We start from the raw sequence: 23,584 nt of genomic DNA on the forward strand, positions 1-23,584 counted from the left end.
TGATGCTTAAGATTAGAAACATTCGTTGGATTAATCAATCGAGCAATGGCAAATTACTGATGTCCACATGAAGGCATGTGAATCGAAGCCGGAACGGCCGCTGTCGCCAGCGCCGATCGCCTGGTTTTGCCCGTTCGAGTCTGAAGGAGACCGACATGGTTACGTTTGATTTCGCCACCGAGACCTCGCGCATCACCACGCGTCCGGCCGTTGCGACGCGCGCGATCAATGCGGTCTCCAATGTCTATCAGGCCTGGAAAAACCGCCGTGCCTTCTATCGCCTCGGCGAGATGTCGGACGCCGAGCTTGCCGATATCGGCCTGACGCGCGCCGACCTGCACGTCGCCATCGACGTGCCGTTTGGCCGCGATCCGACGGCGATGCTGCGCGAAATCGCCAGCGATCGCGTCGAAACCATCGAGGACATCGCCCGCAGGGTGGCCTGATCGGTTGAGTTTCGGTCCCGCTGAACCTTTTCCTCAGTCAGCGCGACAAAGGTTATGCAGGCTTCCCACTCCCTGCCGGTCCCCCGCCGGCCTGCCTGCACGCTGCCCGGTCCTCCCAAGGACCGGGCTTTCTTTTTGCGCTAGGCAAAAGCCAAAACCTGGGCGACGGCTACCGCCGATCCATGCCGCGCTTGAACTGGTCGAAAATCGACTCCATGCCTTTCTGGTAGTCGTCGCGCTGCTGCGCTCCGGTCTCGAACATCTTGCCAAACAGATCGTCGAACGGGTTCGTCGGCCTGCCGCTCGGATTGGCCTGCGGCTGCGGCGCCTGGGGCTGCCGCCGAGCTTGGGGCTGCGGCGCCGGCTGCTCGCCGCCTGATACACCGCCACCCTGCCGCAGCATCTCCTCGAAGATCTTGCCTAGCGGACTGTCGCCATAGGGGCTCTGGGTCTGCTGCGGCTGAGGCTGGTCTTGCGGCGGCTGCGCGCCACCGCCGAACATGTCGTGCAGCACCTTGCCGAGCGGATTGTCGCCAAAGGGGTTCTGTGTCTGCTGCGGTTGCGGCTGGGATCGGCTTTGCGGCTGTGGCGCGCCGCCGCCGAACATGTCCTGCAGCACCTTGCCAAGCGGGTTGTCCATCGGGTCTTGCGATGGCGGGCTCGGCTGCGGCGCCGGCGCCTGGGCGCCGCCCAGGCCGCCTCCCTGGCGCATCATCTGCTCGATGATCTCGCCCAGCGGATTGCTGCCGGCGGCGCCGAAGCCGCTGGCCGCCTGCATCTGCCCCCCGGCCAACTGATTGGTGGTCTGCTTGAACAGCCCGCCCATCATCATCGAGGCCAGGGCCGGCAGCATCTGTTGCAGCACCTGCTGGCTGATACCGGTCGCTTGCGCCGCCTGGCCGGCAACCGCGCGCGACAGATCCTTCGAGCCGAACAGATGCCCCAGAATGCCGTTGCCCTCATTGATGCCTTGCGGCGAGAAGGCCCGGGTCGCGTCCTCGAAATACTTGGCGTGCTGACCGCTCGCCATCGCCGTCATGAAGGCGCCGAGCCCATAGGGATCGGCGGTGTTGCGCCTCAGTCCTTGCGAAAAGGCAGGCAGCAACGCCTCCACCGCAGATTGCGTCTGCTGCATCGAGAGCCCGTATTGTTGGGCAAGCGCCTGCATGCCGCTGCCGTTCTGGGCTTGTGCCAGCATGTCGAACAAGGAAGGCATTGGTCTCTCCTCCGGAAATCCCCGCCGGAGAAGCCTAATTCGTTTCCACCGCCGATTGAAGCGGCTTTTGCAGGAGCTCGGCCGCCTCGAAGCCGAGGGTTAATAGGCGTATTCCATGAACACCGGCTCGATCGAGCCGCCCCAGCGTGTGTGGTAGGCCGACAGCATCTCCTCGGCGCTGGTGGTGCCGCGCGCCACGACTTCGTCGAGCGTGTTGAGGAACGAGGTCTCGTCATAGCCGTCGCGGTTCTTCTTGCCGCGGTTCTTCAGCCCCATGCGCGAGATGGTGAGCACGTCGCGAGCGATGTCGCGCAACGTGGCGTTGCGGAACGGCGCCGAAATGCCTTGTTCGGGCACGGCGTTGCGCATCGCCAGCACTTCCCCGTAGGTCCAGCTCGAGGTCAGCGCCTCCGCCGCATCGAGCGCTGCCTCGTCATAAAGCAGCCCGACCCAGAAGGCCGGAAGGGCGCAGATGCGCCGCCACGGCCCGCCATCGGCGCCGCGCATCTCGAGAAAGCGCTTCAGCCGCACGTCGGGGAAGAGCGTCGACAGATGGTTAGCCCAGTCGCCCATCGTCGGCAATCCGTCCGGGATTTCATTGCGGACGGCCCCGGCCATGAACTGACGGAAGGTGACGTGCGTCATGTCGTGGTACTGGCCGTCGCGGATGACGAAATACATCGGCACGTCGAGTGCCCATTCGACATAGTCGGCAAAACCGAAATCGGGCGAGAAGCAGAATTCGAGCAGGCCCGAGCGTTGGTTGTCGGTGTCGCGCCAGATGTCGCCGCGCCAGCTCTGCAAGCCGTTCGGCCGGCTTTCCGTGAAGGGCGAATTGGCGAACAGCGCCGTCGACAGCGGCTGCAGCTTCAGCGACACCTGCATCTTGCGCCGCATGTCCACCTCGCTCTCGAAGTCGAGATTAACCTGGATCGTGCAGGTGCGGTACATCATGTCGAGGCCCTTGGTGCCGACCTTGGGCATGTAGCGCGTCATGATCTCGTAGCGCGACTTCGGCATTTTCGGCGTCTCGGCCAGCGACCATTTCGGGCTGCCGCCAAGGCCAAGGAAGCGGATGCCCATCGGCTCGGCGATCTCGCGCACCTGCGCCAGGTGGGCATTGCCCTCGCGGCAGGTCTGGTGGATCGTCTCCAGCGGCGCGCCGGAGAGTTCGAATTGGCCGCCGGGCTCCAGCGAAATCGCGCCCTGGCCGGTCGGCTCGACCAGGCCGATGATGCGGCCGTCATCGATGATGGGGTCCCAGCCGAGCTTTGACTGCATGCCTTCGAGGATGGCGCGTATGCCGCGCTCGCCGCCATAGGGCACGGGCCCGTTGCCGTCGACGTAGAACGGGAATTTCTCGTGCTCGGTGCCGATGCGCCACTTCTCCCGCGGCTTGTTGCCCTCGGCCAGATGCGCGACGAGTTCGTCCATGCCTTCGATCGGCCGGAAATCGGTTGTGTCGCGCGCCATCATCAAGCCCCTGCGGCGCTATGATCCCGAAATCGACCTCGATTTTCGGGATATGCGCCAAAATCAAAGTACTACAGCGGCCTTTGCGCGTCGACGCGCGGCACTGCAGGGCGGCCGGAAGACCGCCGGCGCTAGATGGACGAAATGTCAGTAGCCGATCAAGCGAAAAATCCTGAGCCAGAGGTCAACAGGAATTGAACGATGCGGCTCTTCCCATCTCCACAAGAGGGGAGGAAGAAACCCTCACCAATCGCCGATTGTGGTCTGCATCACCGCCAGTGCGGCCACGGCGGCCGTATCGGCGCGCAGGATGCGCGGGCCGAGCGGAATGGCAGTGACGAAAGGCAGAGCGCGCAACAGCTTGCGCTCCTCATCGGAAAATCCGCCTTCCGGCCCGACCAGCAGGCCGAGCTTCCTTTCGCTTACCGCTTGCAGCGCGGGCAGGGGATTGTTGGTCGAAGCGTCCTCGTCGCAGAAGACCAGCCGCCGCTCCTTGTCCCAGGCGGTCAGCAGGCGTTCGAACTTTTCCGCTTCCCGCACCTGCGGCACCGCAAGTATGCCGCACTGCTCGGCCGCCTCGACGACGTTGGCGCGCAAGCGGTCGATGGAGGGTTTGGCCACTTGCGTGTGCTGGGTGATGACCGGCTGCAGCACGCCGGCGCCCATCTCGACAGCCTTCTGCACGAGATAGTCGAGCCGGCCCTGCTTCAGCGGTGCGAAGCAGTAGACGAGATCTGGCAGCGGCGGCTGCGGCCGTTGCCGCGCCAGCACCCTCAGCTTCACCGCCTTCTTGGACTTGGCCGCGATGGCCGCCGACCATTCGCCGTCGCGGCCGTTGAACAACAGGATCTCGGCGCCCTCGCCAAGCCGCAGCACGTGCAGGAGATAATGGCTCTGCTGGTGGCCGGCGTCGAACTCGATCTCCGGCCCGAGATCGTCGGGCACGAACAGGCGTTGCATCTTGTAATTGGCGCGCATGGCCGAGGAATGGGCGAGCCGGCGGTTGGCGTCAAGCCTTGGCGGAAGGATGCCAGACGGGTTCGTAGCCTCGCCTCAACACCCCGATCGTGGTCGGCGGCGTCAGCAGCCGTAGCGGCCGATGAGCGAGGTCGTTGAAATCCTGCGCTCCGCAATATCCTGCGAACGACCAGCGCAGCGCCTTGCCGCGACGCAAGGCGTAGGCATTGCCTCCACCCTCGACCATCGTGCCGTCGGGCAGGCCTGCAAGCTCGTCAGCCGCCACCACCGGCGGCTTGCCGCCCGCGGCCAGCCGCTCCTTGTGCAGCCGCTTGTCGACCTGCGGCGCGCGCGGCTCCGTTATGCCGAAGGCTTCGCCGAAGCGACCCACAAAATCCCTGGCCCGTTCGCGCCGGCAGAAGAAGCAGGGCCGATGGCCCGCCGCCAGCGCCGTCACCTCGTCGAGGAAGAACAGTTCCGTCCAGCCCGCCTTGGGTCCCGATAGATCATCACGTCGCCGGTTGCGGCCCATCGGCTCGCGCCGCACGTCGCCGAAGTCGCAGACGCAGATGATCCAGGCGTGAAGCGCCCAGCGTTTTTTCAACAGCGTCCTGGTCTCGGGATCGTGGATGATGCCGCGATTGCCCATGAACAGGCCGCGCTCGGGCACGGCGTGGATAGCGCCGAACGGATCGACCCGGTTTTGCAGTGGCATAGTTTTCTCCGCGCGCCCGCATCTTGGCTGAAATGCCGGCGCCATGATATCGCTCGTCGCATCGTTTTCACGTCAGCAGGGTTTTGCGATGCGGGTGCTGGTGGTCCAGAACTACGACAACACCGGCCTCGGCCAGGTCGGCGCGGCACTTGCGGAAGCCGGTGCCGATCTCGACATCCGCCTTCCTTACAAGGGCGATCCGCTGCCGGATGATGCGAACGGCCACGACGCCATGGTGGTGCTCGGCGGCGGCCAGAACGCGCTGGCCGATGAGGAATATCCCTATTTTCCGGCGCTGCTCGAACTGACCCGCGATTTCGCCGGCAAGAACCGCGCGGTGCTCGGCATCTGCCTCGGCAGCCAGCTGGTTGCCCGCGCCTTCGGCGGCGAGAACCGCATCGGCGGCGCCAACGAATTCGGCTGGCGCGGCGTTTCGCTGACGCCGGACGCCAAGGCCGATCCGGTGCTGGCCGAGCTTCCGGAAAAGTTCCCGATCTTCCAATGGCACGACGACACCTTCGTGCTGCCTGAAAACGCCGTGCGGCTCGCCGGCAATGATGTCGCCGAGAACCAGGCGTTCCGCGTCGGCCGCGCCGTCTACGGCTTCCAGTTCCACTTCGAGGCCGATCGGCCGCTGGTGAAGGACTGGAGCACCTCTTTCGCGCCGATCATTGCAGCGCGCCACCCCGACTGGGCCGGCAAGCTCGATGGCGAAATGGCCCGTAACGGACCGGATGCCGATGCTGCCGGCCTTGCCATCGCCCGCGCATGGGTGGCGACGATCTGAGCATCATCTCTGCGGACCAGGGCGTGGCATAATTGGCACGCGGCGGTGAATCCGCCTGGGGAAAACCGGTTTCGTCCTTGGCTTGTGTACGCCCGCCATCCTAGAAGGCGCGCGCTCTGCATCACCGGTGCAACCGCGATGGACCTTTGTGTGGCCCGTGCGACACACCGCCGATACAGAACGTGCCTAGAAGCGCGAAATCGTCGAAACTTTGAGACGTATTTTCGGTTTCAACGCATTGGTAACCGCCTCGTGCACAGATGCAGGAAGCTCAACAAGAGATGACGTCCGTGAAAGCAGCGCTTCTGTCCTTTGCCATGATGTCCGCCATCGTGATTTGCGGTCTCGGCATCTATGCGGCCGATGCCGCCAACAACCACAACGCCGTCGACGGCTACGGCGTCACCGCTTCGCTGCGCTGAATAGCCGGACCGTTCGCGTCGTTTCCGCGACGCGCGCCACTCAAGCTTCCCTTATTGTCATTGTCAGAATGCGTTTGTCGGCGTCCTCGACAACGAGCGCGCTCAGCATGCCTGATTGCCAGGCGAGCGTATCGACATTGACGCGGTTGGCCATGACCTCCGCCTCGGGAACGGGCGTGTGGCCGTGCACCACGATCTTCGGGAAAAGGCCGGCGTGATCGTGGAAAACGTCGCGGATCCAGATCAGATCCTGCGGATTCTGGTTCTCCAGGGCAACGCCTGGCCGGATGCCGGCATGGCAGAAGAAGAAGTCGCCGAAGCTGATTGAGAAGGGTAGCGAACGCAGGAAATCGATATGGTGTTGCGGTACTGCTTCGAGCAGAGCCTGATGCCCCCGTCTCATCGTCTCCATCCTGCCGAACCAGCCGGCGTCGGCCGCGAGGGGCACACCGTAGGATAGCGCCGTCTGGACCCCGCCATAGCGCATGAAAAGCCCGTCCGGGTCAGGGGTATCGAGAAAATCGAGAAAGCCGAGATCGTGATTGCCGGCAAGCATCAGGTTTCGCGGATCGCGTTTGCGCGCCTCGATCAGGAAATCGACGACGTCCTTGGAGTCCGGCCCACGGTCGACATAGTCGCCGAGGTGGATGACGCGCCAGTCGCGAGCCGGCTTCCATTCGAGCTCGCTCTCGATTCGCTGATGCATGGCGGCCAGCAAATCGAGCCGGCCATGGACATCGCCGATTGCGTAGAGCCGCATGCCGTCCGGTCCGCGCGCGTCCAGGAAATGAATGTCGGGTTCTGCCAACGTATCGCTGTCTCCGTGATCAGGCCGTCGCCGACCTGGCTAGCGCCGGATCTGGTCCTTGCCCATGTCGGTCACAAGACGTTTTCCGCACAGCGCCAGTGTGATGTCCATCTCCTTACGTATGATTTCCAGCGCCTTGGTAACGCCTTCCTTGCCGAGCGCGCCCAGGCCGTAGAGAAACGGCCGGCCGATATAGGTGCCCCTGGCGCCGAGGCACAGTGCCTTCAGCACGTCCTGGCCGGAGCGGATGCCGCCATCCATGTGCACCTCGATCCTGTCGCCGACCGCGTCCGCGATTTCCTCCAGCGCCATGATCGACGAGGATGCGCCGTCCAACTGACGCCCGCCATGGTTGGAAACCACGATCGCATCGGCGCCCGTTTCAGCGGCCATCAACGCGTCTTCCTTGTCGAGAATGCCTTTCAGGATCAGCTTGCCGCCCCAGCGTTCCTTGATCCAGGCGACATCCTTCCACGACAGATGCGGGTCGAACTGCTCCGTCGTCCATGACGCCAGCGAAGCCACGTCGCCGACGCCCTTGGCGTGGCCGACGATGTTGCGGAACGTGCGGCGCTTCGTGCCGGCCATGCGCATCCACCAGCGCGGACGGACCGCGATGTTGGCGATGTTGGCCAGCGTCATCTTGGGCGGCGCCGAAAGTCCGTTGCGGACATCCTTGTGCCGTTGGCCGAGGATCTGCAGGTCGAGCGTCAGCACCAACGCCGAGCATTTCGCCGCTTTTGCCCGGTCGATCAGGTCGAGCACGAAGTCCTTATCGCGCAGCACGTAAAGCTGGAACCAGAACGGCTTCTTCGTCACCGACGCGACATCCTCGATCGAGCAGATGCTCATCGTCGACAGCGTGAACGGCACGCCGAATTCCTCGGCCGCCTGCGCCGCCAGCATCTCGCCGTCGGCATGCTGCATGCCGGTCAGGCCGGTTGGGGCCAGCGCCACCGGCATGGCCACCTTCTCGCCGATCATGGTCGATTCCAGTGAGCGGTTGCTCATGTCGACCAGCACGCGCTGGCGGAACTTGATCTTCTGGAAGTCCTCCTCGTTGGCCCGGTAGGTGCTCTCGGTCCATGCGCCGGAATCGGCATACTCGAAGAACATCCTGGGCACGCGCCGTCGCGCCAGGTCCTTGAGGTCGGCAATGGTGAGAATGTCGCTCATCGTGTCCCCGCTTGATCGATATCGTTCAGGAGCGTTTGCGCGCCGGTTCGGCATCGCCGGCTTCAGAGCGTTGCCTGAGCCTGAGCCGCGATACGCGCTGCCAGTCGCCGCTGCGCTCGGCTTGCGCCATCGACCGCTCGACATAGATCATGTGGTCCATCGCCGCCTGCCGCGCGCCGGCCGGGTCGCCGGCCTTGACCGCGATGTGGATCGCCCGGTGCTGGGCCAGCAGCGCATCGCGCGCGCCGGGCACCGTGAACACTAGCAACCGGTTCTGGAACACGCCTTCCGACAGCAGCCTGTAGCAGGAGCGCAGCGTATGCAGGAGCAGGATGTTGTGCGCGCATTCGCAGATCGCATGATGGAATTCGACGTCGATCTCGGCTTCGTCGTCGAAATCCCCGGTGCGGTGCGCTTCGTCCATGCGTGCCATGATGCGGTCGAGCAGGGCCAGGTCCTCCGGCGTGGCGCGCCGCGCCGCATATTCGGCGGCGATCCCCTCCACCTCGCGGCGATATTCCAGGTAATCGGCCACCGCCTTGCGATGCGTCGAGATCAGGTCCGCCACCGGCTTGGTGAACAGCTGGCCGATGATGTCGGCGACATATGTGCCGCCGCCCGGCCGCGTCGTCAAAAGGCCGCGTCCCTCGAGCGCCTTCAGCGCGTCGCGCAGGATCGGCCGGGACACATCGAACTGGCGTGCCAGCTCGCGCTCGCCAGGCAGCCGGTCGCCGGTGCGCAGCACGCCTTCGAGGACGAGGCTTTCGATCTGCTGCACCACCTCGTCGGCGGTTCGCGAGTGCTCGATCCTGGAAAAAATGTCGCTCAACGGCATGCCTGGGAGTGTTGAACCGGTGTCACGCAAGATAAAGCCAGCGTCGCCAACTGGTCAAATTATTTATCCAATTGGTCGAAGCGTGTCGGCTTCCCCGCTCGCGCCCATATCGTCTTCGGCTAAACTTTGCTGTTTGCGTCAGGAGCCTATTGGCTCTAGAGGACGCAACTGCAAGAGGGTTCAAAGAAACCCGGGGAACAAGCCGTGTCGCACGACCCGTCCAATCTCGAATTTCAGCCGCGCGCCAAGGGCAGCGTGCTCGGCTTTCCGGCGCATGAGGGACGGCCCGGCGCGCTGGGCGAAGTCCATGCCCGTCCGCACCCGCTGGTCGAGAAGCCGCGTGTGCTGATCCAGCTCGCCTTCATGACCGAGGGTGGCGCCGGCGTCGATCATTCGGTGCTTTCCGAGCTGTCGCGCCGGCTCGGCATAGCCGCGCCCGACCGTCAGGCCCGCCATCACGCCATGAGATGGGGCCAGGGCTCGTTGCGCTGGGAGCGGCATACCGAATTCTCCACCTATCTGTGGGAAGGGCCGCTTGCCGAAGGCGGCAAGGGCCAGGAGGATTCGCCGTTCGGCAACGGATTTTCTCCACCCGGAACCGTTATTTCAGGCATCCGGCTCGAGATCCGCAAATGGACGCAGGCGGGCGAGCGGTCGATCGCCGGCTTCGATCCGACCAGCCTCTGCTATTCGCTGGTCGAACGCGGCAATGCAGCAATCGTCACCGATTTCCGCCAGGATGGCGACGGCCTGACCCGTATGCTGATCCTTGACCGCGCCCTGACGCCGGCCAGTACCGGCGCCTTGTCGCAGCGGCTGATCGACATCGAGACCTACCGCACGCTCGCCATGCTCGGCCTGCCGTTGGCGCTGGCCTTGTCCGGTCGCGCCCGCCGTATCGAGGACAGGCTGGCCCAGATCACGCTGGAGATGAAACTCGCCGAGACCCGCGACAGCCAGAAATTGCTTGCCGACCTGACCGAACTCGCGGCTGAGTTGGAAGCCGACGCGGCGTCGAGCCTCTACCGCTTCGGCGCCAGCCGTGCCTATGACGGCATCGTCGGCGAAAGGCTGGAAGCGCTCGAGGAAGAAGCCGTACAGGGATATGACACCTGGGCGGGGTTCCTGCGGCGGCGCATGGCGCCTGCCATGCGCACCTGCCGTTCGGTCGAGGAGCGTCAGGCCAACCTGTCGCGCAAGCTGACGCGCGCCACCACGCTGCTGCGCACCTGGGTCGATGTCGAGGTCGAGAAGCAGAACCGCGACCTGCTCGCCTCGATGAACAATCGCGCCCGGTTGCAACTGCGCCTGCAGCAGACCGTCGAAGGCCTGTCGGTCGCGGCCGTTTCCTACTATGTCGTCGGCCTCGTCGGCTATGTCGCCAAGGGCGCCTCGATCTTCGGCCATGCCTTCGCGCCCGAAGTGGTCACGGCGGCGTGCGTGCCGCTCGCCATCCTGCTGGTCTGGTGGGGCGTGCGGCGGGTGCGGCGCATGCATTCCGAGCCGACGAAACATCCGGGCGAGTAGGCGCGCCTTTACTTCCCACAGGGTAAAGCGCGCCAGCGGCAGATTGCCGCTACGGAAGGCGTCCGTTGCGTCCGTGTCCGCTCTCGGTCAAAGCGGGGTTTGCAACCGACGCCCTTCACTGGTAAAAGATTTTGACCAGTCACGCGAGATGAGGCTGCCGATGTCCGGCCTTGCCATGCCCAAGCCAGACGACGCCACGATGCGCCGGCGCGGCGAGATCGTCGCCGACATGCGCTTTATCGTGCCGGGCGAGGGTGTGGTCGACGCGGCCAACGAAATGCGCGCCTTCGAGAGCGATGGCCTGACCGCCTACCGGCAATTGCCATTGGTCGTGGTGCTTCCCGAAACGGTGGCACAGGTTTCGCGCGTGCTGAAATACTGCAATGACCGCAACATCCGCGTCGTGCCGCGCGGCTCCGGCACCTCGCTGTCGGGCGGCGCGCTGCCGCTGGAGGACGCGGTGCTCCTGGTCATGAGCCGCTTCAACCGCATTATCGAGATCGATTTCCCCAATCGCATCGTCGTCGCCCAGCCGGGCGTCACCAATCTCGGCATCACCACCGCCGTCGAGCAGGAGGGTTTTTACTACGCCCCCGACCCATCTTCCCAGATCGCCTGTTCGATCGGCGGCAATGTCGCCGAAAATTCCGGCGGCGTGCACTGCCTCAAATACGGCCTGACCGCCAACAATGTGCTCGGCATCGAGATGGTGCTGATGAGCGGCGAGGTGGTGCGGCTCGGCGGCAGGCATCTGGACGCGGAAGGCTACGACCTGCTCGGCGTCATGACCGGCTCCGAAGGCCTGCTGGGCGTCGTCACCGAAGTCATCGTGCGCATTTTGAAGAGGCCGGAGACGGCACGTGCGCTGCTGATCGGCTTCCCGACCAGCGAGCAGGGTGGCCAATGCGTCGCCGACATTATCGGCGCCGGCATCATTCCCGGTGGCATGGAGATGATGGACCGTCCGGCGATTCATGCGGCGGAGGATTTCGTCCATGCCGGATATCCCCTGGATGTCGAGGCTCTGCTGATCGTCGAGCTCGATGGGCCCAGCGTCGAGGTCGATCATCTCATCACCGCGGTCGAGGCGATCGCCATCCGCAACGGTTCGACCACCTGCCGCATTTCGCAGTCGGAGCAGGAGCGATTGAGCTTCTGGGCAGGGCGCAAGGCTGCCTTCCCCGCGGTCGGCCGTATCTCGCCCGACTATTATTGCATGGACGGCACCATCCCGCGCAAGGAACTGCCGCGCGTGCTGGCCGGCATGCGCGAGCTCTCCGAAAAATACGGGCTCGGCGTCGCCAATGTCTTCCATGCCGGCGACGGCAATTTGCATCCGCTGATCCTCTATGATGCCAACGTGCCGGGCGAACTCGACAAGGCCGAGAGTTTCGGCGCCGACATATTGCGGCTGTGCGTCAAGGTCGGCGGCGTCTTGACCGGCGAGCATGGGGTGGGCGTCGAGAAACGCGACCTGATGCCGGAAATGTTCAACCAGATCGACCTCGACCAGCAGATGCGGGTCAAATGCGCCTTCGATCCCAATCATCTGCTCAACCCGGGCAAGGTGTTCCCGCAACTGCGCCGCTGCGCGGAGCTGGGGCGCATGCATGTGCATCGCGGACAGATGGCGTTTCCGGACATTCCGAGGTTTTGAGGGTTATGTCAGCGCCTGAACGCCCCCCTCTGTCCTGCCGGACATCTCCCCCTCACGGGGGGAGATTGGCAGCTTCGTCGCTTCGCCCTTCCGCCAACGCTGGAGATTGGCGAAACCCGGCGCGGCATCCAATCTCCACCCTTGAGGGGGAGATGTCCGGCAGGACAGAGGGGGGCGCGAAGGAACGCGGCATTCCCGCATATTGCGCATCGGCGCCATGACCACCTTCACTCCCATCACCCCTTCCGAAGTCCTCTCCACCGTCGCCTGGGCGGCGGCGGAAGGCTCGCCGCTCGAAATCCTCGGTCACGGCTCCAAGCGCGGCATCGGCCGTCCGCTGCAGACGGAGCACACGCTCGACCTGTCGAGGCTCGCCGGGGTCACGCTCTATGAACCAGCCGAACTGGTGCTGTCCGCAAAGGCCGGCACGCCGCTGGCCGAAATCGAGACGCTGCTGGCGCAAAACGGCCAGCAACTCGCTTTCGAGCCGATGGACTACGGCCCGCTGCTCGGCGGCGAGCCGGGCAAGGGCACGCTTGGTGGTGCGCTTGCAGCGAACCTCTCCGGCCCGCGCCGGCTGAAAGCGGGGGCGGCGCGCGATCACATCCTGGGCATCCATGTGGTTTCCGGGCGCGGCGAGGCCTTCAAATCCGGGGGCCGCGTGGTGAAGAACGTCACCGGTTATGACTTGTCCAAGCTGATGGCCAACAGTTGGGGCACGCTGGCCGTGTTCACCGACGTCACCTTCAAGGTGCTGCCGTCGGCCGAGACCGAGGTTACGCTCGCCATCCGCGGCCTGCTCGACGATGCGGCCGCCGCGGCCATGGCCCTGGCGCTCGGCTCCAGTGCTGAAGTATCGAGCGCCGCGCACCTTCCGGAGCGGATTGCCGCACGGGTTGCCGCAGGTGCGCTCGGCAATGATGCGGCCACGCTGCTTCGGGTGGAGGGTTTTGGCCCCTCCGTCGCCTATCGCATCGCCGCGCTGAAGGCGTTGCTCGGAAATGCCGGACCACTGGAGGAGATTTGCAGCGAAGCGTCAGCTGCCCTGTGGCGTGACGTGCGCGATTGCAGGCCTTTCGCGGACAACAACGACAAACCGCTCTGGCGCGTATCGATGGCGCCTGCCCAGGCGCACCAGATGGTTTTGACGCTGCGCATGCAGGCCGCCGTCAGCGCCTTCTATGACTGGCAGGGCGGATTGGTGTGGCTGCGCATGGAGGAGGGTGACCCGGAAGCGACGCTGCTGCGCGGACTTCTGAGAAAACATGGCGGCGGCCATGCGACATTGGTGCGCGCGGCTCCTTCGCACCGCGCCGCCCTGCCGGTGTTCGAGCCGCAGGCTCCCTCACTGGCAGCGCTCAGCCAGCGGCTGAAGCACGAATTCGACCCCAAGAACATCCTCAATCCCGGCCGCATGGCCTAGGACATCAAGAGATGCAGACCAATTTCTCGCCCGCACAGCTTGCCGACCCGCATGTCGCCGAGTCGGAAAAGATTCTGCGCAAATGCGTGCATTGCGGCTTCTGCACCGCCACCTGTCCAACCTATGTGACGCTGGGCAACGAGCTCGATTCACCGCGCGGGCGCATCTACCTGATCAAGGACATGCTGGAAAACGGCCGCCCGGCCGACAAAGAGATCGTCACCCATATCGATCGCTGCCTTTCCTGCCTCGCCTGCATGACCACCTGCCCGTCTGGCGTCAACTACATGCATCTGGTCGACCATGCCCGCGCCCATATCCAGCAGACCTATAGGCGGCCGCTGCTCGATCGCCTGACCCGCGCCATGCTGGCCTTCGTCCTGCCCTATCCCCCGCGTTTTCGCGCCGCGCTCAAATTGGCGAAACTGGGCAAGCCGTTCATCGGCCTGTTCGAGAAGATCCCGGCATTGAAGCCGCTTGGCGCAATGCTCAAGCTCGCGCCGGAATCGATCCCGGGAGCATCGCCGATGGCTTCGCCGGGCACCCATACCGGGCAGGGGGCGAAGAGGGGCCGCGTCGCCATCCTCACCGGTTGCGCGCAATCGGTGCTCGATCCCGCCATCAACGACACGACCATTTCACTGCTGACGCGGCTTGGCGTCGAGGTCGTGGTGCCGCCGGGCGAGGGCTGTTGCGGCGCGCTCGTCCATCACATGGGCCGCGAGCAAGCCGCCCTTGCTTCTGCAAGGCAAAATGTCGATGCCTGGACCCGCGCGATTGAACAAGGCGGGATCGATGCCATCATCATCACCGCGTCGGGCTGCGGCACGACCATCAAGGATTACGGTTTCATGCTGCGGCTTGATCCGGCCTACGCCGAAAAGGCTGCACGTGTCTCCGCGCTGGCCAAGGACATTACCGAATACCTGACCGCCATCGACCTGCCCGAACCGGTGCGCAAGCCGGGCACGGTCGTCGCCTATCATTCGGCCTGTTCGATGCAGCACGGCCAGAAGATCACCCGCCAGCCTAGGGAATTGCTGGCCAAAGCCGGTTTCATCGTGCGCGAGCCGCGCGAAGGGCATTTGTGCTGCGGTTCGGCCGGCACATACAACATCCTGCAGCCGGAGATTTCGGCCAGGCTGCGCGACCGCAAGGTGAAAAACATCGAGGCTACCGGCGCTTCGGTCGTCGCCACCGGCAATATCGGCTGCATAACGCAGATCGCATCCGCCGCGAAGCTGCCGGTGGTGCATACGATCAAGCTGCTCGACTGGGCCTATGGCGGGCCGAGGCCGGAAGGTGTCGCCGAACCCGGCCTGATCGCCGCTGAGTAGGGGCCGCCCCGGCGTTATTCGGCCGCCAGCCTGTCGATCGTGCCGTAGGTCGCCTCGTAGAGCGCGCGCTGGCGGCTGAGCGCCACCATCGTGTTGCGCAGCAGGATCGCAACGGTGATCGGGCCGACGCCGCCCGGCACCGGCGTGATCCAGGAGGCCACGTCCTTCACGCTGTCGGTGTCGACGTCGCCGACGATACGGGTGGAACCGTCCGGCAGCGTCTCGGAATTGATGCCGATATCGATGACGGCCGCACCCGGCTTTACCATGTCGGCCTTGATCAGGCGCGGCTTGCCGACGGCGACGAACAGCGCATCGGCGCGGCGCGCGTGCGCGGCGACCGAGCGCGTCATGTGGTGACAGACCGTGACCGTCGCGCCTTCGCTCATCAACAGGAAGGCGATCGGCTTGCCGACGATCTCGGAGTGGCCGACCATCACCACTTCCAGGCCCTTGAGGTCGAGGCCGGTTTCCTTGAGCAACTCGACCGAGGCGGCCGCCGTGCAGGGCGCCAGATCGAGCTGGTTGTAGACGATGTTGCCGATCGAGGCCGGATGCATGCCTTCGACGTCCTTCAGCGGATGCACCGCCGCCTGCAACGTCCTGATCGGGATATGTGCCGGCACCGGCCGCTGGATGATGATGCCGGTAACGCGCGGATCGGCGTTCAGGCCGTGGATCGCCGCTTCCAGTTCGCCCGCGGTGATGGTGGCGGGAAAGCGCCGTTCGTCGAAATCGATGTCCGCCAGCTCTGCCTTGGCGCGCTGGTTTCGTACATAGACATCCACCGCCGCCGTATCGCCGACGGTGATCGACACCAGTTTGGGCGGGAACCCTTCGGCCCTTGCGATCGCCGCATCCTCGCGCACGGAGGCGATGATGCGCCGGGCAACCGGGCCGCCCTTGAGATAGCGGCTGTCGTCGGACAGTGACATGATCGGACTCTTCTGACCTGAGCGTTGCCTTGCCATAGCAAAAGAACAGCGGCAATGGCAGCACGAATGCGAACCGTCATGCCTTTTGCGCGACGTGCGGGCGCGGCAGTGCTTCGTCCGAAACGGAAAGGGCAGCACGGTTTCCCGTGCCGCCCTTTCTGACCGGCCGCATCCCCATACGGCCCGTCCCCCGTTATTCCTTCCGATCCCGGGAAGCGCTGCGCTTCCGGATCGGGTGATTCGCAGCAACTATTATATCACCTCGACAGTGGTTCCGACATCGACCCGTTCATAAAGGTCGACGACATCCTCGTTGCGCATGCGGATGCAGCCCGACGACACGGCGCCGCCGATCGTCCAGGGCTGGTTGGTGCCGTGGATGCGATATTCCGTACTACCGAGATAGAGCGCGCGCGCGCCGAGCGGGTTCTCCATGCCCCCGGCCAGGTAGGTTGGCAGGTAACGCCCCTTGGCGGCCTCGCGCTTGATCATCGCGGCCGGCGGGCGCCAGTCCGGCCAGACCCGCTTGTTGGTGATCTTGTGCGTGCCCGACCATTCGAAGCCCGGCTTGCCGGTGCCGACGCCATAGCGCCGCGCCTTGCCGTCCTTCTCGACCAGATAGAGGAAGTTCTGGGTCGTATCGATGACGATGGTGCCCGGCTTCTGGGAGCCGTCATAGGCGACTTCCTGCGGCAGGTAGATCGGATTGATCTGCGGGCGCGCGACCATGCGCTTGGCCGGGGCCTGCACGGCCGCCGTTTGCACGCGGTCGGGCTGCGCATAACGCGGGCGCGGCTGCTGCGCGACCTGCCGGTTCTGCCGCACGATCCCCGGCGCTTGGCCAAGCTGCAGCACCCAGGGGGCGGAAAGGTCGGGGCTCACCATCACCGGCGGTCTGTCGGCATAGCGGTCTCCGGCCGTGGAAGGTGTGACGCCTGCGGCAAACGCAGCCACGGCGCCGAGCACGGAAAACAAAACTCTCTTCATCGGGAAAGCACCTTGATCGTCTGACAAACCGGGTGGAAACGACCTCCCGGTTCAGCGATCATTGGCGCGGGAACAGCAACCGAAACATGAATCGGAATGTGTAAAATGCGGAACTGTCGGTAAACCTTTTGGTGTGGTTACCGCCGCGTTCAGGAATCTGGTAAAGCCAAGGTAAAGCAGCGCAACCAGCGCGTTAACGAATGGAATTCTCGCCATGGACAAGGAACAAACCGGCCTTCTCGCCGGACCCGACGGTGTCTCGCGCTGCTTCTGGCACGGCAATCTGCCCGACTACCTGCATTACCATGACCATGAATGGGGCCGCCCGGTGGCGGACGACCGCCGGCTGTTCGAGAAGATCTGTCTCGAAGGTTTCCAGTCGGGCCTGTCCTGGCTGACCATCCTGCGCAAGCGGGAGAATTTTCGCGCCGCTTTCGCCGGCTTCGATTTCGACAAGGTCGCCGCCTTCACCGACAAGGACGTCGAGCGCCTGCTCGGCGATGCCGGCATCATCCGCCATCGCGGCAAGATCGTCTCAACCATCAACAACGCCAGGCGTGCCCGCGAGATGGCCGATGAATTCGGCTCGCTCGCTGCCTGGTTCTGGAAATTCGAACCCGGCAAGGAGGAACGGCCGCAGGTCGTCGACCTCGGCCATCTGCGCGCCAATCCCACCACGGCGGTCTCGATCCGCATTTCCAAGGACCTGAAGAGGCGCGGCTGGACCTTCGTCGGCCCGACCACGGTCTACGCCTTCATGCAGGCGATGGGCCTGGTCAACGATCATCTCGAGGGGTGTGTGTGCCGCAAAGAGGTCGAGAAAGAACGGAAGGCTTTCAAACGGCCGAAATAGCCTCAGGCGCCGTTTGCACTTCCCAGGAACAGGCCGGCGACGATCGCGACCACGGTGGCGACGGTTGGATAGATCACCAGCAGGCCGGTCACCAATGCGTCGCGCAGGGAAGGTCCCTTGCCGGTATCGGCGTGTACCTCGAACGGTCCGGCCGGCTGGCCGATCATCCTGGGAGCATGGACATCTGCGGCGCGCAGGCGTGCCGGCATGTCGCCCGCATCCCTGTTGTCGTGAAACTCCACCGCGCTCATCATGTCCCGAACCCCTTCATTGCGGTGTGCTGTATCGGCCTCGATTATGTCGGCACGATGCCGCGCCGATGGCGGGATTGTTTCATTTTCGGTGCGTTTTTGTTTCGGCGAACGCCCGCGTGCCTTCTCGCATGCATGGAGACAGCGCCTGCCGCCGGCCTTGCCCGGTAGGACCTGTTCGGTTAGGACACGCCCGTTGCGAAAATCGCAACGCTGTTGAGTTTTCAGCAACACGAAACACCGGGCGAATCCATGGCCGACAAATCGGAAAAGACGAAAGCGCGGCTGCCGCGCGGTTTTGCCGACCGCAGCGCCGAAGATATCCGCGCCGTCGAGAAGATGATGGCGACGATCCGCTCGGTCTACGAACTCTACGGTTTCGAGCCCGCCGACCAGCCGCTGATCGAATACACCGATGCGCTCGGAAAATTCCTGCCTGACCAGGACCGGCCGAACGAAGGCGTGTTCTCCTTCCAGGACGATGACGACCAGTGGCTGTCGCTGCGCTACGACCTGACCGCGCCGACGGCGCGTTTCGTCGCCGAGAATTTCGAGCGCCTGCCAAAACCCTATCGCAGCTACCGTTCCGGCTGGGTGTTCCGCAACGAGAAGCCCGGTCCCGGCCGCTTCCGCCAGTTCATGCAGTTCGACGCCGACACGATCGGCACGCCGGGCGTCGCGGCCGACGCCGAGATGGCGATGATGATGGCCGATGTGATGGAAGCGCTCGGCATCAAGCGCGGCGACTACGTCATCCGCGTCAACAACCGCAAGGTGCTGGACGGCGTGCTCGAGGCGATCGGCCTCGGAGGTGAAGGGAATACGAGTCGTCGGCTGACCGTGCTGCGGGCGATCGACAAGCTGGACAAGCTCGGGCCGGAAGGCGTGCGGCTTCTCTTGGGACCAGGGCGCTGGGACGGCGGCAAGGAAGGCGAGGGCGACTTCGCCAAAGGCGCCGGGCTGAATGATACGCAAGCCGAGGCGGTTCTTCTGGCGACGGCGCGAAACGCGCAGGCCGGCCAGGATGCCAGCGTCGGTGCGAACGCCGTCTACCAGGAGGGCGTTGGCGAGCTCGCGACCATCGAGGCCCTGGTCAGGGCGGCGGGATACGGCGAAGATCGCGTCGCCATGGACCGCTCCGTCGTGCGTGGTCTCGAATATTACACCGGCCCGGTCTTCGAGGCCGAGCTCCTGGCCGAGATTCCCAACGAGGATGGCCAGATCGTGCGCTTCGGTTCGGTCGGCGGCGGCGGCCGCTATGACGGGCTGGTGTCGCGCTTCCGCGGCGAGCCGGTGCCGGCGACGGGCTTCTCCATCGGCGTTTCCAGGCTGATGACGGCGCTGAAGAACCTCGGCAAGCTCGACAGCGCCGACGTGATCGCGCCGGTCGTCGTGCTGGTGATGGACAGGGATACCGAAAGCCTCGGCCGCTACCAGAAGATGGTGGGCGAGCTGCGTGCCGCCGGCATCCGCTCCGAAATGTATCTCGGCGGCGCCGGCATGAAGGCGCAGCTCAAATATGCCGACCGTCGCGGCTGTCCGGTCGCGATCATCCAGGGCGGCGACGAGCGCGCCAAGGGCGAATTGCAGATCAAGGACCTGATCGAAGGCGCGCGCCTGTCGGCCGAGATCACCGATAACGCCGAATGGCGTGCCGCCCGCCCGGCGCAGGTCACGGTGGCGGAAAGCGAGCTGGTGGCAGAGGTGAGGAAGATCCTGGCGGCGCAGGCAGCCGACCGCGCGAAGGGTGGCGCTTGAGCACCCCCCTCTGGCCTGCCGGCCATCTCCCCCGCAAGGGGGGAGATTGGATGTCGCGTATGCTTTCGCCAATCTCCGTCGTGGCAGAAAAGGCGCTGCGCTCGAAGCTGCCGATCTCCCCCCTTGCGGGGGAGATGTCCGGCAGGACAGAGGGGGGTGCCTCGCGCCCATGGGCTCTATGACCTCCCGCTATCCCGCCATCGCGGCCGACATCGCCGGCCTCTTCGCGACCCGCGACACGCATGCGGTGGAGGTCGCCGTGCTCCAGCCGGCCGATCCGTTCCTCGACATGGCGGGCGAGGATTTGCGCCGCCGCATTTTCCTGACCGAGAGCGAGACCGGGCAGACGCTCTGCCTGCGGCCGGAATTCACCATTCCCGTCTGCCTCGATCATATCGCCAGCCAGGCCGGTACGCCGCGTCGCTACTCCTATCTGGGCGAAGTGTTCCGCCAGCGCCGCGAAGGCGGCAACGAGTTCTTCCAGGCCGGCATCGAGGATCTCGGCGACCGCGACACGGCTGCGGCCGACGCCCGTTCGGTGGCCGATGCGCATGCACTGCTGTCCCTGGCGCTGCCGGGCCAGCCGCTCGCGATCACACTCGGCGACCAGGCGATTTTCGAGGCGGTGCTGGCGGCTCTCGGCCTGCCGCGCGGCTGGCGCATGCGGCTCGCCCGCGCCTTCGGCTCGGCGCCGATGCTGGAGGCAGCCCTTGCCGATCTCGCCAACCCGCCGCGCAACAGCCAGCTCTCCGGCCCGGTCGCGGCACTTGTGCTCGACGGTGACCTGGACGGTCTCTCCGCGCATATAGCCGGCGGCATGGAACAGGCCGGCCTGTCGGCTTCGGCCGGACGCGCGCCGGCCGATATCGCGCGGCGGCTGATCGAAAAGGCCGAGCTGCGCAGCGTGCGGCTGTCCAACGAAGCCTTCGCGGCGCTGAAGACCTTTCTGGCGATCGACGTGCCGCTCGACGGCGCGGCCCAGGCGCTCGAGAGTTTTGCCGGTGCCGCCGGGCTTTCGCTGGGAGCCGCGCTGGAAAAGTTCGCGGCGCGCGCCAAGGCCGTCGAGGCGAATGGCCTGCCGGCACAAAAGATCCGCTATGACGCGGCCTTCGGCCGGCCGCTCGATTATTACACGGGCCTCGTCTTCGAGATCGCGGCGCAAGATGGTGACAGGCCGCTGGCCGGCGGCGGCCGCTACGACCGGCTGCTGACGCTGCTCGGCGCCAAGACGCCGATCCCCGGCGTCGGCTTCTCGGTCTGGCTCGACCGCATCGAGGCATTGCGGGAGCACGCGCCATGATCACGCTGGCGATCCCGTCCAAGGGCCGGTTGAAGGAGCAGGCGCTGGAGGTGCTGGCGAAAGCCGGCCTCGCCATCAGCCTGCCCGGTGACGAGCGCAAATATCACGCCCGCGTCGAAGGCATGGACAATGTCGAGGTCGTTTTCCTGTCCGCCTCCGAAATATCGGGCGAGATCGGGCAAGGTGCCGTCGATCTCGGCATCACCGGCGAGGACCTCGTGCGCGAGAACCTCGCCGACTGGGAGGCGCGCGCCGAAATCGTCGCCCGTCTCGGCTTCGGCCATGCCGATGTCGTGGTGGCCGTGCCCGACATCTGGCTCGACGTCGAGACCATGGCCGACCTCGATGATGTCGCCGCCGATTTCCGCCAGCGTCACGGAAGGCGGCTCAGGATCGCCACCAAATACTGGCGGCTGACCCAGCAATTCTTCTCGCAGAAGCACGGTATCCAGGTCTATCGCATCGTCGAGAGCCTGGGCGCCACGGAGGGCGCGCCGGCGGCCGGCCTTGCCGATGTCATCGTCGACATCACCACCACCGGCTCGACGCTGCGCGCCAACCATCTCAAGGTGCTGGTCGACGGCGTCGTGCTGCGGTCGCAGGCGTGTCTTGTCGCATCGCGAAAGACGCGTTCCACGGCCGACGAGACGATGCTGCGCGACATAGCGGCCAGCATGGCCTCGGTGAAGGGATAGCTGGCGGCGGACAAATTTTGTTCTTGCTATGGTGATGATTTGCGCCCCCCGCCCTTCGAGGCGGGGTTTTTCGTTCTGCGCCATTCTCACGACCCTGCCATTCTTATGACCGTGGAAGGCGGCGCGGTCCGCCTTCGAAGCTTGGCCCTACCTTCGGCGGGATTTCCACCGTCCCGGCAGGCTGATAGGCTCGGATGTTCTGGGAGGAGAGAGCGATGCCGGTCAATCTCGACGAGCTGAAGAACGCCACCAGTTTGCGCGGACGCGGGGCGCGCGCCGGCAGCGTCTTTGTCGCGCCCGTCGACGGCAAGGCGCACGTCTCGGGTGAGCGTGGCGTGCCGCTGCTCGACAAGACCATTCCCGCACTGTTCTCCGACACGGCCGGCAAATACGGCACGCTCGATGCCGCCGTCTTCGTCGGCCAGGACAAGCGCTTCACCTGGAGCGAGCTGTCCGACACGGTGGATGCGCTGGCCGCCGGTTTCCTGGCGCTGGGCCTCGAAAAGGGAGATCGCGTCGGCATCTGGTCGCCCAACCGCTGGGAATGGCTGGTGACGCAATTCGCCACCGCCCGCATCGGCCTGATCCTGGTCAACATCAACCCGGCCTACCGGCTCACCGAGCTGGACTATGCGCTGAACAAGGTCGGCTGCAAGGCTCTGGTCACCGCGGCCAGCTTCAAGACCTCGGATTATCTCGGCATGATCGAGACGCTGGCGCAGGAGATCGCGACGGCCACGCCCGGCAAGCTCAGGGCACAGAAACTGCCGGCGCTCCGGATCGTCATCCGCATGGGCGAGGAGAACTCGCCCGGCATGTTCAATTTCGCCGATGTGCTGGCGATGGCGGGGCGCGACGAGCATGACAGCCTCGACCGCATCTCCGAGGGGCTGAAGCCGGACGACGCCATCAACATCCAGTTCACCAGCGGCACCACGGGCGCACCCAAGGGCGCGACGCTGACCCACAACAACATCCTCAACAACGGCAATTTCGTCACCTCGGCGATCAGGTTGACGGTGGACGACCGGCTCTGCATTCCCGTGCCGCTCTACCATTGCTTTGGCATGTCGATGGGCACGATGGGCTGCGTCACCAAGGGCGCGACCATGGTCTTTCCCGGCGAGGGCTTCGATGCCGGCGCGACACTGAACGCCGTGGCGCAGGAGCGCTGCACCGGCCTCTACGGCGTGCCGACCATGTTCGTCGGCCTGCTCGACCATCCCGATTTCGCCGCCTTCGACCTGTCCAGCCTGCGCACCGGCATCATGGCCGGCTCGCCATGCCCGATCGAGGTGATGAAGAAGGTGGTGTCGCTGATGCATATGTCCGAAGTGACCATCGCCTACGGCATGACCGAGACCAGCCCGGTCTCCTTCCAGAGCAGCGTCGACGACCCCTTGGAAAAACGCGTCTCGACTGTCGGGCGCGTTCATCCCCATGTCGAGGTCAAGGCCGTCGATGCCGATGGCGCAACCGTTGCCGTCGGTGCGCCGGGCGAACTCTGCACACGCGGCTATTCCGTGATGAAGGGCTATTGGGACGACGAGGACAAGACCCGCGAGGCGATCGATGCCGACGGCTGGATGCATACGGGCGACCTCGCCACGATCGATGCCGAGGGCTATTGCAACATCGTCGGCCGGGTCAAGGACATGGTCATCCGCGGCGGCGAGAACGTCTATCCGCGCGAGGTCGAGGAGTTCCTCTACCGGCACCCCAAGGTCAGGGAGGTGCAGGTGTTCGGCATTCCCGACGCCAAATACGGCGAGGAGCTCTGCGCCTGGATTGTGCTCAAGCCCGGCCAGATCGCCACCGAGCAGGAGATCAAGGCCTTCTGCGCCGGCCAGATCGCGCATTACAAGGTTCCGCGCCACATCCGCTTCCGCGCCGAATTGCCGATGACGGTGACCGGCAAGCCGCAGAAATTCCTGATGCGCCAGGCGATGGTCGAGGAACTGGGGCTGGTGACGCAGAAGACCGCGTGAGGGGAGCGCGGGTCGGGTTGGGCTGCGCGGGGCAGGAA

Annotated in this window: 22 protein-coding genes; 12 read left to right on the top strand and 10 right to left on the bottom strand. The window is 65.0% G+C overall.

What is annotated here, in order from left to right; genetic code table 11:
- Window positions 1–155: 155 nt before the first annotated feature.
- Window positions 156–446 (top strand): DUF1127 domain-containing protein, encoded by a 291-nt coding sequence (locus FJ973_RS28205; protein ID WP_140498379.1) that lies wholly within the window; start codon window positions 156–158, stop codon window positions 444–446.
- A gap of 169 nt (window positions 447–615) precedes the next feature.
- Here the strand turns inward: FJ973_RS28205 and FJ973_RS28210 are convergent, their stop codons facing one another.
- The 4 genes from FJ973_RS28210 to FJ973_RS28225 all read right to left on the bottom strand — a co-directional run bounded on the left by FJ973_RS28210 (window position 616) and on the right by FJ973_RS28225 (window position 4,807).
- The gene (locus FJ973_RS28210) at window positions 616–1,662 is read right to left on the bottom strand and encodes a DUF937 domain-containing protein (protein ID WP_140558664.1); all 1,047 of its coding nucleotides are present in this window, start codon (window positions 1,660–1,662) and stop codon (window positions 616–618) included.
- A gap of 99 nt (window positions 1,663–1,761) precedes the next feature.
- A complete protein-coding gene (locus FJ973_RS28215; RefSeq protein ID WP_140558666.1) occupies window positions 1,762–3,135 on the bottom strand; it encodes a glutamate--cysteine ligase in 1,374 nt (457 codons plus the stop codon).
- A 243-nt stretch (window positions 3,136–3,378) separates the two neighbouring features.
- A complete protein-coding gene (locus FJ973_RS28220; protein WP_140558668.1) occupies window positions 3,379–4,113 on the bottom strand; it encodes a 16S rRNA (uracil(1498)-N(3))-methyltransferase in 735 nt (244 codons plus the stop codon).
- Between the two features lie 31 nt (window positions 4,114–4,144).
- Window positions 4,145–4,807, bottom strand: a complete 663-nt coding sequence (locus FJ973_RS28225; protein WP_140515026.1) for a hypothetical protein — start codon at window positions 4,805–4,807, stop codon at window positions 4,145–4,147.
- Between the two features lie 88 nt (window positions 4,808–4,895).
- Between FJ973_RS28225 and FJ973_RS28230 the strand changes: the two genes are divergently transcribed.
- Window positions 4,896–5,594: a type 1 glutamine amidotransferase gene (locus tag FJ973_RS28230; RefSeq protein ID WP_140515250.1), complete on the top strand. Its 699-nt coding sequence runs from the start codon at window positions 4,896–4,898 to the stop codon at window positions 5,592–5,594.
- 281 nt (window positions 5,595–5,875) lie between these two features.
- Window positions 5,876–6,016: a hypothetical protein gene (locus FJ973_RS28235; protein WP_181165325.1), complete on the top strand. Its 141-nt coding sequence runs from the start codon at window positions 5,876–5,878 to the stop codon at window positions 6,014–6,016.
- 40 nt (window positions 6,017–6,056) lie between these two features.
- Here the strand turns inward: FJ973_RS28235 and FJ973_RS28240 are convergent, their stop codons facing one another.
- The 3 genes from FJ973_RS28240 to FJ973_RS28250 are packed head-to-tail and all read right to left on the bottom strand — an operon-like array spanning window position 6,057 to window position 8,829.
- Window positions 6,057–6,824: a metallophosphoesterase family protein gene (locus FJ973_RS28240; protein ID WP_140498373.1), complete on the bottom strand. Its 768-nt coding sequence runs from the start codon at window positions 6,822–6,824 to the stop codon at window positions 6,057–6,059.
- A gap of 39 nt (window positions 6,825–6,863) precedes the next feature.
- Window positions 6,864–8,000 (bottom strand): alpha-hydroxy acid oxidase, encoded by a 1,137-nt coding sequence (locus FJ973_RS28245; RefSeq protein ID WP_140515028.1) that lies wholly within the window; start codon window positions 7,998–8,000, stop codon window positions 6,864–6,866.
- Window positions 8,001–8,025: 25 nt separating this feature from the next.
- Window positions 8,026–8,829 (bottom strand): FCD domain-containing protein, encoded by an 804-nt coding sequence (locus tag FJ973_RS28250; protein WP_140515030.1) that lies wholly within the window; start codon window positions 8,827–8,829, stop codon window positions 8,026–8,028.
- Window positions 8,830–9,039: 210 nt separating this feature from the next.
- Here FJ973_RS28250 and FJ973_RS28255 point away from each other — a divergent pair, with 210 nt between their 5' ends.
- From FJ973_RS28255 to glcF, 4 genes are all read left to right on the top strand, one after another.
- The gene (locus FJ973_RS28255; RefSeq protein ID WP_140498370.1) at window positions 9,040–10,362 is read left to right on the top strand and encodes a DUF3422 family protein; all 1,323 of its coding nucleotides are present in this window, start codon (window positions 9,040–9,042) and stop codon (window positions 10,360–10,362) included.
- A gap of 160 nt (window positions 10,363–10,522) precedes the next feature.
- Window positions 10,523–12,019, top strand: a complete 1,497-nt coding sequence (locus FJ973_RS28260; protein ID WP_140558670.1) for an FAD-linked oxidase C-terminal domain-containing protein — start codon at window positions 10,523–10,525, stop codon at window positions 12,017–12,019.
- A 217-nt stretch (window positions 12,020–12,236) separates the two neighbouring features.
- Window positions 12,237–13,442 (top strand): glycolate oxidase subunit GlcE, encoded by a 1,206-nt coding sequence (gene glcE, locus FJ973_RS28270; RefSeq protein WP_140558673.1) that lies wholly within the window; start codon window positions 12,237–12,239, stop codon window positions 13,440–13,442.
- 11 nt (window positions 13,443–13,453) lie between these two features.
- A complete protein-coding gene (glcF, locus tag FJ973_RS28275) occupies window positions 13,454–14,779 on the top strand; it encodes a glycolate oxidase subunit GlcF (RefSeq protein WP_140558675.1) in 1,326 nt (441 codons plus the stop codon).
- 14 nt (window positions 14,780–14,793) lie between these two features.
- On the opposite strand, the gene FJ973_RS28280 is transcribed toward glcF, so the two are convergent.
- Both FJ973_RS28280 and FJ973_RS28285 read right to left on the bottom strand, forming a co-directional pair.
- Window positions 14,794–15,714, bottom strand: coding sequence for a bifunctional 5,10-methylenetetrahydrofolate dehydrogenase/5,10-methenyltetrahydrofolate cyclohydrolase (locus FJ973_RS28280; RefSeq protein ID WP_140524795.1), 921 nt, complete (start codon window positions 15,712–15,714; stop codon window positions 14,794–14,796).
- A 252-nt stretch (window positions 15,715–15,966) separates the two neighbouring features.
- Entirely contained in the window at window positions 15,967–16,701 is a 735-nt protein-coding gene (locus FJ973_RS28285) for a L,D-transpeptidase (protein WP_140515038.1), read from the bottom strand.
- A 214-nt stretch (window positions 16,702–16,915) separates the two neighbouring features.
- On the opposite strand from FJ973_RS28285, the gene FJ973_RS28290 reads away from it, so the two are divergent.
- Window positions 16,916–17,554, top strand: coding sequence for a DNA-3-methyladenine glycosylase I (locus FJ973_RS28290; protein ID WP_140558677.1), 639 nt, complete (start codon window positions 16,916–16,918; stop codon window positions 17,552–17,554).
- A 2-nt stretch (window positions 17,555–17,556) separates the two neighbouring features.
- Here FJ973_RS28290 and FJ973_RS28295 read toward each other — a convergent pair whose 3' ends face one another.
- A complete protein-coding gene (locus FJ973_RS28295; RefSeq protein ID WP_140515041.1) occupies window positions 17,557–17,808 on the bottom strand; it encodes a hypothetical protein in 252 nt (83 codons plus the stop codon).
- A 249-nt stretch (window positions 17,809–18,057) separates the two neighbouring features.
- On the opposite strand from FJ973_RS28295, the gene hisS reads away from it, so the two are divergent.
- From hisS to FJ973_RS28315, 4 genes are all read left to right on the top strand, one after another.
- A complete protein-coding gene (gene hisS / locus FJ973_RS28300; RefSeq protein WP_140558679.1) occupies window positions 18,058–19,563 on the top strand; it encodes a histidine--tRNA ligase in 1,506 nt (501 codons plus the stop codon).
- A gap of 178 nt (window positions 19,564–19,741) precedes the next feature.
- Window positions 19,742–20,863 carry an ATP phosphoribosyltransferase regulatory subunit gene (locus FJ973_RS28305; RefSeq protein ID WP_140498361.1) on the top strand — a complete coding sequence of 374 codons (1,122 nt, stop codon included), beginning with the start codon at window positions 19,742–19,744 and terminating at the stop codon, window positions 20,861–20,863.
- Entirely contained in the window at window positions 20,860–21,558 is a 699-nt protein-coding gene (gene hisG, locus FJ973_RS28310) for an ATP phosphoribosyltransferase (RefSeq protein WP_140498360.1), read from the top strand. The genes FJ973_RS28305 and hisG overlap by 4 nt, the downstream gene beginning before the upstream one ends.
- Before the next feature lie 215 nt (window positions 21,559–21,773).
- The gene (locus FJ973_RS28315) at window positions 21,774–23,546 is read left to right on the top strand and encodes an AMP-binding protein (RefSeq protein ID WP_140558680.1); all 1,773 of its coding nucleotides are present in this window, start codon (window positions 21,774–21,776) and stop codon (window positions 23,544–23,546) included.
- Window positions 23,547–23,584 lie beyond the last annotated feature (38 nt).

The organism is Mesorhizobium sp. B2-1-3 (assembly GCF_006442495.1).
In the GTDB taxonomy this organism is placed as follows: Bacteria; Pseudomonadota; Alphaproteobacteria; order Rhizobiales; family Rhizobiaceae; genus Mesorhizobium.